We start from the raw sequence: 11,545 nt of genomic DNA, 5'->3' as shown, positions 1-11,545 counted from the left end.
TCCTTACTTGGCCGCGATCTGGCTGACCATCTTGGCGTTGATCGCTTTCATCTCGGCGGCCGAGACCGGCTTGACCACGGCGCCCGGGCGAGCCTTCATCAGGCCCTCGACGATGTAGCGTTCACCGGGCTCGAGGCCGCTGTCGATCAGCACACCGCTGTCCACGCTCTGGCCGAGCTTGACCGGCCGTGGCACCACCTTGTTGTCGGCATCGATCACCATCACCATGCGGTCGGCCTGGGACTGGACGATGGCGCGCGGCGGCACCACTATGGCGTGCTTGCGCAGGCCGAGCTCTATGGTCATGCGCACGAACTGGCCGGGCAGCAGCTTGCCCTCCTGGTTATCGAAGATGGCGCGGGCCCGGATGGTGCCGGTCTGCGGATCGACCCGGCTGTCGGAGAAGTTGAGCTTGCCCGCCTGCGGGTAGACGGAGCCGTCGGCGAGACGGATATGGGTGCGCCAGTTGGTGGCATCCCTGGCTTCGATCAGCCCTTTCTTCACCGAGTTCTCGAAGTTGAGGCGATCCTGCTCCGAGTAGGAGAAGTTCACGTAGAGCGGATCGAACTGGGTGATGGTGGTGAGCAGGCCGCTGTCACCGCCGGTGGCGATGAGGCTGCCCTCGGACTGGGAGCTCTTGCTCGCCATGCCGCTGATGGGGGCGGTCACCTGGGTGTAGCTGAGGTTGAGCTGGGCCTCCTTCACCTTGGCCTTGGCCGCCTGGTGGCTGGCCACGGCCGCCTCGTAGTTGGCGATGGTGGTGTCGTAATCCTGCCGGCTCACCACCTGGCGCTTGTAGAGCGGGATGATGCGATCCCGATCGGCGTGGGCCTTGTTGAGGCGCGCCTGCTCCTGGGCCAGGGTGCCTTTGGCCTGCTCCAGCGCCACCTTGTAGGGTTCAGGGTCGATCAGGAACAGGGCCTGACCGGCGGTGACCGGCTGACCCTCGATGTAGGTGCGCTGCAGCAGGATGCCGTTCACCCGGGAGCGCACATCGATCTCACGAAAGCCGGCGGTCTCCCCCACCATCTCGGTGGTGAGCGGAACGTCGGTCAGCTTGACCTCGGCCACCACCACGGGCACCGGGGGCGGCGCCTGGACCTGGCTGGCGGCGTCGTCGCCACAGCCGGTCAGGGCGCCGGCCAGCGCCAGGGCGATGCAACCGCGTCGCAATACTCGCAGCCCGTTGGGGTGATCCTTCACTCCTACACGCTGGCTGGACGGGCCGCGACGGCCCGCTTTTTCGTTGTTATTAACAAACCTGGACAACATCATGTTTACAAACTCAACATCTTGATATATGCGGGTTTTTTAATAATAAAGTGACAAAGTTGAACTGGAGCTGCTCGGCAGGGGAAGTTGTCGGCTCCATACAGGATCTATAGGGGGAAAGCGGGGGGGATTACGACAATCCCTGACGAGGGGAGGTCGGGAGTCAGGCGGGAAGCTGTGGGGGCAGGGCGCCCCCACTGGCGAGGGGTCAGGCGAAGCAGGCCCAGATGGGGGCGTGATCGGAGGGCTTCTCGATGCCGCGCAGCTCGTAGTCGATGCCGGTCTCGGTCACTTTGTCCTTGAGCGCGTTGGACGCCATGATGAGATCGATGCGCAGGCCGCGGTTCTCGTCAAAGCCCTTGGAGCGGTAGTCAAACCAGGAGAAGCGCTCGCACTCGGTGGGGTTGGCGGCGCGGAAGGTGTCGGTCAGCCCGAAGCCTTTCAGGCGCTCCATCCACTCGCGTTCTATGGGCAGGAAGGAGCACTTGCCATCCCGCAGCCAGCGCTTGCGGTTCGCCTCGCCGATACCGATGTCGAGATCGGTGGGGGAGATGTTCACATCGCCGATCAGCACCAGCTGATCGTCCGGGGTGTGGTGGGTCTCCAGGTAGTGCTGCAAGTCCTCATAGAACTTCTGCTTGGCCGGGAACTTGGTCTCGTGATCCTGGCTCTCGCCTTGCGGGAAGTAGCCGTTCATCACCTTGATGAGGGAGCCGTCCTCGCGTTTGAAGCTGGCCATGATCATGCGGCGCTGGGCATCCTCGGGATCGGTCGGGAAGCCTTTTTGCACCTCGAGGGGCGGCTGCTTGCTCATGATGGCCACCCCGTAGTGACCCTTCTGGCCATGGAACACCACGTGATAGCCCATGGCCTCCACGTCGGCCACCGGGAAGGCGTCGTCGTGTACCTTGATCTCCTGCAGGCCGATCACATCCGGCTGGTGCTTGTCGATGATGGCTTGCAGCTGATGAAGACGGGCGCGCAGGCCATTGATATTGAAAGAGATGATCTTCATGTCCGGGATGCTCATGTCGTTTTTATTAGTCGCTATTGGACTAGGAATCCGCCGTGGATGCAAGTTCCGGGGGACGCCCGGTGCCGCTCCTGAACTTGCATCGGAACCTGTTCACGATCTGTCGCGAGAGGTCGTCAGCAAGGTGAAGCGCAGGAACCGGAGTGTATATGTATACATGAGAGCTCCTGGTTACACATAAGCGAGCAGCACATGAGCCTTGATCACGGCCTCGCAGCAAGATCGTGGACAGGTTTTAGCGGGTCATCTTCTTGACAAACACCACCACAAACAGCGCCAGCGTGAAGCTGCCGGTAAAGGCCTCGAAGGCGGCAAAGATCCGCGACAGGCCGATGGGGGTGAAGTCGCCGTAGCCCAGGGTGGTGAAGGTCACCACGCTGTAGTAGAGGCACTCCAGCAGGAAGATGGCGTTCTGCTCGAGGGACGCCTCGGGGCGATAGATGAGGTGGTTGCCGTTGAAGCTCAGGCCGAAGAAGAAGTAGAAGATGCTACAGATGAGGATCAGCAGCAGGGAGAACAGCACCACCCGCATCGGCGCCTCGCCGTAGCCGCAGAACAGATCCACTATCCAGGAGGCGAAACGCTGGTAGGAGCAGAGCGGCAGCTGCAGCCGGCGCATGGTCAGCTCCTGCTGGATGTAGCGGCCGGACATGGTGAAGATGCCCTGGGCCTCCGAGGCCTTGCGCAGGTCCCGGTAGGTCTCCTCCGCCTCCTTGAACCAGATGCAGGCCTGCGCCGGATCCCGCTCCTTGCGCCCCTTGCGGTCCTGCATCAGCCGCTTGCCGGTATCCAGATTGTCGAGCCGGGTGTTCTTCCAGCGCAGGCCGAGCAGGTTGATGTCGTGCAGCTGGGCGCAGTGCAGGTTGGCGTCGCTGAGATCCGCCTTCATCAGGCTGCCGCCGCGAAAGCGGATGCCGTAGAGGTGGGCGCCACGCAGGTTGGCGCGATAGAGGTTGCACTGCTCCAGCAGGAAGCCCTGAGGATCCTGCTTGTTCACCAGGTTGAGACCGGCCAGCTCGGCGCGGGCCAGCTGCAGGCCGTGGCAGAGTCCGCCCTGGCGAACGTAGTTCTCCAGCGCCTGGGCGGTGTCGGGGGATTGATGATCGGCCTGGGGGTCGTGCCAGCGGCACAAGTCGTGCTCCCCCGCCTCTTCGCTGCAGTGGCGGCCATCCGCCACCAGATATCGGCACATCGCCATGCTGTCGCCTCTCCTTGCTGAGTCTGTATCAGCATAGGTGAGGCGCAGGCCCGGCTGGCTAGTTGAACTGGTTAAATTCCTGGCGCAGCTTGCGGAAGCGATCCTGCTGGGCGGGATTCAAGGGGATGCCTTCCAGCACCTCCAGGGTCTCCTTGCACTCGGCGCCGAACTCCGGACTCTTGCGGTTCTTCTGCATCAGCTGCAACAGCACCTGGATCTTGTTGAGGGCGGCGCCGGTATTGGCGGGGGCCCGGCGCAGCGCCTCGCGAAAGTGGCCGAGGGCCTGCTCCAGCTCCCCGCCCTGATAGGCCTTGATACCAAGGTCGTTGAGCTGCTGATAGCGCTGGCGCCGCTCCTGCACCGTCTTGTCGTCGCGGGTCACCTGGATGCAGGTGGTGAGCAGCCGATCCTCATCCTCCGCCAGCAGCGCCTGCAGGCTCTCGGCGTACTCGAACTCGCCGAGCTGGTAGAGCGCCAGTATGGTCTCGCCGAGCAGGGCGGGGGGCATGGTTTCCGGCCGATCCAGCCAGTTCTGGTTGGCGCGATAGAGCATCTTCTTGCCCTTGAGCAGCTCGCCGAGGGCGATCTGGACCCGGGCCTGGCAGATCTGCTCGAACACCGGGTAGTTGAACTCCGCCATCATCAGCGAATCGCGAATGCGTGACAGCGCCGAGTTCACCTGCTTCTGCAGGTTGGCGATGTGGTAGCTGTCGTTGCTGTTGAGGGCATAGAGGGTGAGGGTCTGGATGTAGGCCCCCAGGTAGTGCGGGGTGCGGTGGATGGAGTTGCGCGACAGATCGATGAGGGCGAGCAGTACATCCTTGGCCTGGCCGTAGTCGTGGCGCAGCAGACACACCTCCGCCAAACGGCGGGAGAGCTGCACCGACTGGGGCGATATGTCCACCGCCCGCCGCAGCTCCTGCTGGGCGATTTCCCCCTTGCCGAGCGCCAGCTGGGATTCCGCCAGCCAGAGGTGGGCCTCCACCATCAGCGGGGTGTTCTTGAGCGTCGCCTGCAGGTGGCTCACCGCCTCCTCGTGCAGCCCGAGCGTGTGACAGGCCTTGCCCAGGGTCAGCCTGGCCCAGCTGTTCTCCTGCCCGGCCAGCAGTTGGCGCATCAGGCTGCGCGCCTCCCTGGCCTGGCCGAGCTTGAGCTGGGTGTCGGCCTGCAGGCAGCGGCAGAAGTTGGCGAAGCGCGGCACGGCGTCGGCCTGGGTGGCGCAGGCTTCGATGAGCGCCGATGGATCGTCCCGAGTGAGGGCGATAAAGACGCTCTCCAGCGCCTGGCGGCGGGCGAGGGCCCGCTTCAAGCGAAACGAGAACTGCTCCTGGGAGAAGGGCTTCATCAGGTATTCGTCGGGCTCGGCCTCGAGGGCGCTCAGCACCATGGCGCGAGAGCCGTCGCTGCTGACCATGATCACCACGCTCTGGGGCGGGATCAGCTGCTGATCCCGCAGGCTCTCCAGCAACTGGCGGCCGTTCTCACCGGCCCCCAGCTCGTAGTCGAGCAGATAGATGTCGAAGCTCTCCTTCTGGCAGCGGCGCCGCGCCTCGTCGGCCGAGTTGACATAGGTGATGCGGTTGATGCCGATGTTGATCAGCATCGCCTTCATCATCATCTGGAAGGATCGCTGTTCGTTGACCAGCAGGATGCGCCTGGGTTTGGGCTGGGCTTTCTTCTCTGGCTCGGGAGTCTGCATCTGCTTGGGTCGGGGCGCTGCGGGCGGGTGACTGAAGTGTGCCACCAAAGTCCGCAGCCAGGCAATCCGGTGGATGAATTGCCCCGCGTTTTCCCTCGCAAATCGGCGCTCAATCAGCTCCGGCAGCTCGCTTTTTCAGGCTGTGTCGCGCTGGTGTCGGGCGTGATAGTCGCCCGGTTATGCTTGCTCAGGGCTGCTTTTGCTGCAGATAGGGCGCGAACTGGGGGCTGAACCTGGCCTCGAAGCCCTGCTCTGTCTTGACGATGAGATAGATCGCCAGCTTATGCTCCCTGGCGAAGGCCAGCGCCGGCTCCGGCCCCATCACCATCAGCGCGGTGTCGAGGGCGTCGGCCTCCAGCGCGGTGCGGGTGATCACGCTGGCGGAGACCAGCCTGTGGGCCACCGGCGCGCCGCTGGCGGGATCTATGATGTGGGAGTAACGCTGGCCATCCAGCTCGTAGTAGTTGCGATAGCTGCCGGCGGTGCTGAGCGCCATGCCGTTCGGGATCACCACGTCCTCGATGGCGCCGGGTCGGTCCGAGGGTTCGACGATGGCCACTCGCCAGGGGTTGCCCTTGGCGTTGTGGCCCTCGCTGCGCACGGCCCCTGCCACCTCGATGAGGTAGTTGCTCACTCCCTTGCCCTCCAGCAGCGTCGCGAGCTCGTCCGCGGCCGCTCCTTCTCCCAGGGTGGAGAGATCCAGATAGAGATCGGGGATGGCTTTGCCGAGCAGGAATTTGCCATCCCGGGTCGTCAGGCTCAGCTTGTCGATGCCGACTCGGTCGCGGGCCTTGGCGATCTGCTCCGCCGTCGGCCGCTTGACCGGGCGCTTGTCCGGCCCGAAGCCCCACAGGTTGACCAGCGGCCCCACGGTCACATCCAGCCTGCCGCTGGTGAGCTGGCCCGCGTCTATCCCTTGCTGCACTATCTTGGCCATGCCGGCCGGTATGACCATGGGCACCCCGGCCGGCCCCTGATTGAAGCGGGAGATGATCGAGCCCGGATCATAGGTGGAGATCTCCTGATTCATGCGTACCAGCAGGGCATCGACCTCGCGCTGCAGCGCTACCTCTCCCCCCGGAAAGGCGTCGTTCACCGTCACCACGTAGAAGGTGCCCATGGTCTTGCCCTGAATGCGAAGCTGGGTCGGGGCGGGCTGGCAGGCGGTCAGCATCAGCATCAGGCTCAGCAGCAGGCCGCGTGCGGCCAGGGTGGGGGAAGGGAACGGCATCTTGCATCCTCGCGGGAATCGTCGACGGGGGAGCAGCTTAGCCAACTGGGCCCGGCTTGACGAGTCTTCAGCCGGGCGCGGGGCGGAAAATAATTAAGCGACTCAGGCTGTTAACCCGACAGATCTGTTCCAAAGTTGAATGGTTTCGAGGGTAAACAGGTGACTTGGGCCGCAGCTTTGAGCAAAAGCCATAGTCGATTGACAACAGTTGAGTACAATTAAGATCGATTTTGACAGCATCTTTGCCCATCGCCGACGCGAGTTTCAGGCAAGCGTGTTGCCATCCACTGCCAATCAAAGGAGAAGATGATGAAAAAGGCGATTACCCTGCTGTTTCTGAGTATTTTTACTGCACTGGGCATGGCGGCACCGGCCCTGGCCGATGAGTGCGCACTGGTCATCGAAGGCAATGATGCCATGCAGTACAACCTCAAGGAGATGAGCGTGCCGGCCACCTGCAAAGAGGTGACTGTGACCCTCAATCACACGGGCAAGATGCCGGTGACGGCCATGGGTCATAACTGGGTGCTGGCCAACACCGCCGACTATCAAGCCATCGCCACCGCGGGCATGAGCGCCGGCGTCGATCACGACTACCTGCCGAAGGAAGATGCCAGGATCCTGGCTCACACCAAGCTGGTGGGGGGCGGCGAGAGCACCAGCGTCACCTTCAAGACCGACGGGCTGGCGGGCAAGGATCTCACCTTCTTCTGCTCCTTCCCGGGCCACTTCGCCATGATGAAGGGCTCCTTCAAGGTCGGCTAGGTTGTGTCGCTGCCTTGTCATGATGAAAAAAGCCGGGATATCCCGGCTTTTTTACGCCTAGCTCGCACGAACCAACTGAATTCATGGCTGAATTTCATGATCTGGCGGGCGGTATCGCCTCGCCGTGACGGGGTAGAATGGGTCGCAAGCTGGGTCAGGTGACCCGGCAACGAATCCGGTGAGAAGGGGCCATGAGCGCCATAAAGTGGGTCATCAGCGGCTGCCTGATGCTGGTTTGTGCCATCGCACTGGCCGCAGAGCCCCCGGTCAAGAAGAGCCGCAACGGCATCTGCCACCCCCAGGGTGGCACCTATTACAGCCGCACCAAACACTACGAACCCTACGACAGCATGCGGGCCTGCCTCGACAGCGGGGGCCGCGCGCCTAAACGCTGACCCCGACGCGCTATGCGCGTTTTTGCAGGGTAAAGAAGGCGATGGCCGTCTTCTTCTGGCACTCCAGCCGGATGCTCTCCTCGCCGCTGATCACCAGGGTCTCGTTGATGGCCAGGGCCCGATCCTGCACGCTGAGCTGACCGCTCAGCAGATGGCAGAGATAGGTCTTGTCCGCCTCCAGGGTGAGGGTGAGCGGGAAGGGCAGATTCAGCACCCGCACGTTGGCGCTGATGCGCTCGGGATGATAGATGAGGCCGAGATCCGTCACCTCCTTCTTCAGCAGTTCGCAGTGGGTCTCCTCGTCACCGTCAAAGTGGGCCGCCTCATGGGTGGCATAGGGGTGGCCGTTGAGCACGAAGCCGGCGCCGCTGATGGGCAGCAGGATGCGCCTGTAGCCGGGAAACGTGGAGAAGGGGCCTGCCGCCTTGATGGGGGCGGAGCTGAGACGGTAATCGAAGTCGAGCTTGTCCAGAGTCGCCCCCTGGGGGGAGATGAGGATCTGGGCCGTGGTGCCCTGCTTGTTCTTCCAGGGCATCTTCAGCTGGTCAGACTCTTTAATCAGGGTGATCACTAGGGTGCCTCGGCAAGTGGTTGGGGTGAGTGGCAATGAGGCCAAGTGATACCATCCCGCACGCCGGCCCACAAGGCGATGGAGGCCGATCCCCGTCCGGTTGCCCATAATCTCGTCAGTTTGACCCCTCGGTGCAGGGTCGCCCTCTGCCGGTCAGTCAGGTGTGCCCAAGATATCGCCGGTCGGCGGGGTTGAAGCAGAGCAAACTCCGAGGCTGTGATCCCTGCGCTGTTAAACGGGCGGCAGACCGCTACACTGGCAGTTCTGTTGTATGGAGGCCCCATGACCCACAAGATCATTCTGGATACCGATCCCGGTATCGACGACGCCATGGCAATACTGTTTGCCGAGGCACACCCCGCCATCGATCTGCTCGCCATCACCACAGTGTTTGGCAATGCCACCATCGAGAACGGTACCCGCAACGCACTCTGGCTCAAGCAGAAATACGGCATGAAGGCGGACGTGGCCCAGGGAGCGGCCGCGCCGCTGCGACGCGAGCCGGTCGGGCCGACCACAGTGGTGCACGGCCCGAGCGGGCTGGGGGATGTGGAGGCGGGGGAGGTGACCATCAGCGCGGATCCCCGTCCGGCCTGGCAATACATAGTCGAGGCGGTGAAGGCCGCTCCCGGCGAGATCACCCTGGTCACCATAGGGCCGCTCACCAACCTGGCGCTGGCGCTGCGGGAGGCGCCCGAAATCACCGGGTTGGTGAAGCAGGTGGTGGTGATGGGCGGCGCCTTTGGCGTCAACGGCCATCGCGGCAACGTGACCCCCTATGCCGAGGCCAATATTCACGACGATCCCGAGGCCGCGGATGTGGTGTTCACCGCCCCCTGGCCCGTGGTGATCATCGGGCTGGACGTGACCCAGCAGAGCTTCTTCAGCAGCCGCTACCTCGATGCGTTGCGGGATGAGGCGGGCGAGCCGGGTCGCTTCCTGTGGGCGGTGAGCCGCTTCTACCTGCGCTTCTATTCGGAGCGCATCGGCCTGGATGGCTGCCATGTGCACGATCCCTCCGCCATCGCCTATGTGATCGATCCGACCCTGTTTACCCTGCGGGAAGGGCCGGTGCGGGTCATCGACGGTGGCCCCGCCATCGGCCACACCCTGCAGAAGTTCGATGACAAGGCGCATCCCCACGATGAGTGGGCGGGCTATCCGGCCCAGCGGGTCGGGGTGGCGGTACGGGATCAGGCGCTGCTGGCGCTCTATCGCGAGACGCTGGTGGCCTGGGGCAAGGATTGCTGAGGCTCGCCCGCAGGATGGACAAAGCGTGATGCTCGCCAGGTAATCACCGGCTGGCGCGGCCTATACTGACCAGAAGTTAAGCATGGGAAGGGGAAACGGATGGCCTGGTTGTCTTTGTTGGTGGCGATAGCCCTGATCTGGTGGCTGATGAAGCTGGGGCGTGGCGCCCTGTTCGAGATCCGGCTGCAACCTGGCAAGGTGCAGCTGAAGCGAGGCGCGGTGTCGCCGCGCTTCCTGGCCCAGGCCAAGCAGATCCTGCAGCAGGATCCGGTGCGGGGCCGGATCCTGGGTCAGCGCGACGACAACGGCGTCAGGCTGGTCTTCTCCCGCTCCATCCCCGAGCCGGTGGCCCAGCGGCTGCGCAACATCTTTCCCTATGGTGACTACCGTACCCCTCCCGCCGTCCCGGACGGGCGCAAGCCGCATAAGCATAAATAGAGCCGACATGCATACCCCGTGAGCCGCAGCCGGGCCAGGTGCCCGGCTGTTTATTTTCTTATTTTCGCATCCTCTCTTTCCCATCGCCCTGGCCACCTTGGCAGCAGGCGGTCAAGCCTTCCCGTCTGACCCCTGCAGCGGCGCCATCACCTCGATCAGAAAGTCGATGAAGGCGCGGGTCTGCGGCTTCAAGAAGCGGCCACCGCGAAACACCGCAAAGATCTCGTCGTGGCGATCCTCGTAAGGGGAGGCCTGCCAGTCGGGCAGCAGCTGGCGCAGGCTGCCATCGTCGATCCCCTGCTGCACCATCCAGCTCGACAGCAGCAAGAGCCCGCATCCCGCCTGGGCCGCGCAGAGCAGGGGCGTGCCGCCGACGGAGGCGAGATTGCCCTGCACCGCGATCTTGCGCCGCTCAGGCCCGCGCTGGAAATACCAATGCTGGCGCTGACGGCCCTGGCCGCGGATGAGGCAGTTGTGACTGGCCAGCTCATCGGGATGGGCGGGCTCGCCATGCTGCGCCAGGTAGGTGGGGGAGGCGACCAGCAGGGTCCGGTTCGCCAGCAGATGGCGGGCATGCAGGCTGCTGTCGGTCGGGCGCCCGATGCGAATGGCCACGTCCACGTTGTCGGCATCGAGATCCACCAGCCGGTTGTCGAACTCGATCTCGACCCTGACCCCGGGGTAGCGGGCCAGAAACGCGGGCAGTTGCGGCGCCAGCCAGGCCGCCCCGAAGCTCTCGAACACCGAGACCCGCAATGGGCCACGGGGCGCCACGTGCAGGGGCTGGAGGGATTGTACCAGCTGCTCGGCCTCCTCCAGCAGGGGCACCGAGCGGGCGAGAAAATACTCCCCCTGCTCGGTCAGCACCAGCTGGCGGGTGCTGCGCTTGAACAGGGGCACCCCCAGCTGTTGCTCCAGGCTGTCGATGGTGCGGGTCACCGAGGAGGGGGCCAGATTGAGGGCGCGGGCGGCGCGGGAGAAGCTGCCGGACTCCACCACTTGGGCCAGGATACGAATGCGATCCAGCACGGACACTCCTTTGCGTTTAATGCAAAACTGTTGCAGGTTGTGACGGTATTCTATTCATCGGTGAGAAGGTGAACAATGCCGTCATCGCCCGAGACGGGCATAGCGCCACAGGAGCAGCACCATGTCAGACCGTATCCAGCTCGCCCGGCAGATCCCCGCCGCCATCCAGGCCATGATGGGGCTGGAGTCCTATCTCGGTGGCACCGAGATCCCTTCCCGGCTCAAGGAACTCATCAAGCTGCGGTCCTCCATGATCAACGGCTGCGCCTACTGCATCCAGATGCACGCCGAGGTGGCGATGAAGCAGCAGGAGAGCCCGCAACGTCTGCTGGCGCTGTCCGCCTGGCGCGAATCCCCGCTGTTCGATGAGCGTGAGCGGGCCGTGCTGGCGCTGACCGACGAGGTGACCCTGATCGCCGGGCAGGGGCTGAGCGAGGAGGTCTATCGGCAGGGGCTGGCGCTGCTCGGCGAGACCCTGCTGGCCCAGTGCCTGATGCAGATAGTCACCATCAATGCCTGGAACCGGATTGCCGTCGCCACCCGGATGGAACATCCGCTTAGCTGAGTCTGGAGAGGGGCATGGCCGCCCTGTCATCCAGGGAGATGAACCTGGTGTGAACAGGAGCAGGGAAGCTCGATAGGAAGGTCTCCATTGGAGGCCTT

12 protein-coding genes are annotated in these 11,545 nt (G+C 63.7%); 5 read left to right on the top strand and 7 right to left on the bottom strand.

The features are described 5' to 3' along the window. Positions 1-3: 3 nt before the first annotated feature. From KW825_RS04620 to KW825_RS04600, 5 genes are all read right to left on the bottom strand, one after another. Positions 4-1,275 carry an efflux RND transporter periplasmic adaptor subunit gene (locus tag KW825_RS04620; protein ID WP_256353331.1) on the bottom strand — a complete coding sequence of 424 codons (1,272 nt, stop codon included), beginning with the start codon at positions 1,273-1,275 and terminating at the stop codon, positions 4-6. A 205-nt stretch (positions 1,276-1,480) separates the two neighbouring features. Further along, positions 1,481-2,287, bottom strand: a complete 807-nt coding sequence (xthA, locus tag KW825_RS04615) for an exodeoxyribonuclease III (protein WP_042653835.1) — start codon at positions 2,285-2,287, stop codon at positions 1,481-1,483. Between the two features lie 253 nt (positions 2,288-2,540). Then, positions 2,541-3,503, bottom strand: a complete 963-nt coding sequence (locus KW825_RS04610) for an ion channel (protein WP_218328386.1) — start codon at positions 3,501-3,503, stop codon at positions 2,541-2,543. Positions 3,504-3,561: 58 nt separating this feature from the next. Continuing rightward, the gene (locus KW825_RS04605; RefSeq protein ID WP_218328385.1) at positions 3,562-5,202 is read right to left on the bottom strand and encodes a tetratricopeptide repeat-containing response regulator; all 1,641 of its coding nucleotides are present in this window, start codon (positions 5,200-5,202) and stop codon (positions 3,562-3,564) included. Positions 5,203-5,389: 187 nt separating this feature from the next. Further along, positions 5,390-6,433, bottom strand: coding sequence for an FAD:protein FMN transferase (locus KW825_RS04600; protein WP_218328384.1), 1,044 nt, complete (start codon positions 6,431-6,433; stop codon positions 5,390-5,392). Between the two features lie 309 nt (positions 6,434-6,742). On the opposite strand from KW825_RS04600, the gene azu reads away from it, so the two are divergent. Further along, entirely contained in the window at positions 6,743-7,198 is a 456-nt protein-coding gene (gene azu, locus KW825_RS04595; protein WP_042653829.1) for an azurin, read from the top strand. A 191-nt stretch (positions 7,199-7,389) separates the two neighbouring features. Beyond that, complete coding sequence (locus KW825_RS04590) at positions 7,390-7,593, top strand: hypothetical protein (RefSeq protein WP_218290749.1); 204 nt, start codon at positions 7,390-7,392, stop codon at positions 7,591-7,593. A gap of 10 nt (positions 7,594-7,603) precedes the next feature. On the opposite strand, the gene KW825_RS04585 is transcribed toward KW825_RS04590, so the two are convergent. Beyond that, the gene (locus KW825_RS04585) at positions 7,604-8,164 is read right to left on the bottom strand and encodes a HutD family protein (RefSeq protein WP_218328383.1); all 561 of its coding nucleotides are present in this window, start codon (positions 8,162-8,164) and stop codon (positions 7,604-7,606) included. Between the two features lie 282 nt (positions 8,165-8,446). Here KW825_RS04585 and KW825_RS04580 point away from each other — a divergent pair, with 282 nt between their 5' ends. Next, positions 8,447-9,415, top strand: a complete 969-nt coding sequence (locus KW825_RS04580) for a nucleoside hydrolase (RefSeq protein ID WP_218290751.1) — start codon at positions 8,447-8,449, stop codon at positions 9,413-9,415. Positions 9,416-9,514: 99 nt separating this feature from the next. Next, positions 9,515-9,853: a DUF3634 family protein gene (locus tag KW825_RS04575; RefSeq protein ID WP_218328382.1), complete on the top strand. Its 339-nt coding sequence runs from the start codon at positions 9,515-9,517 to the stop codon at positions 9,851-9,853. A gap of 111 nt (positions 9,854-9,964) precedes the next feature. Here the strand turns inward: KW825_RS04575 and KW825_RS04570 are convergent, their stop codons facing one another. Then, complete coding sequence (locus KW825_RS04570; RefSeq protein ID WP_218328381.1) at positions 9,965-10,882, bottom strand: LysR family transcriptional regulator; 918 nt, start codon at positions 10,880-10,882, stop codon at positions 9,965-9,967. A 121-nt stretch (positions 10,883-11,003) separates the two neighbouring features. Here KW825_RS04570 and KW825_RS04565 point away from each other — a divergent pair, with 121 nt between their 5' ends. Further along, the gene (locus KW825_RS04565; protein ID WP_218328380.1) at positions 11,004-11,447 is read left to right on the top strand and encodes a carboxymuconolactone decarboxylase family protein; all 444 of its coding nucleotides are present in this window, start codon (positions 11,004-11,006) and stop codon (positions 11,445-11,447) included. The last annotated feature ends 98 nt before the right edge of the window (positions 11,448-11,545 follow it).

The sequence above is a fragment of the Aeromonas sp. sif2433 genome (genome assembly GCF_019218705.1).
Taxonomy (GTDB): Bacteria; Pseudomonadota; Gammaproteobacteria; order Enterobacterales; family Aeromonadaceae; genus Aeromonas; species Aeromonas encheleia.
Note: the sequence above shows the minus strand (reverse complement) of the source record. Positions and strands in the feature narration are given on the sequence as shown.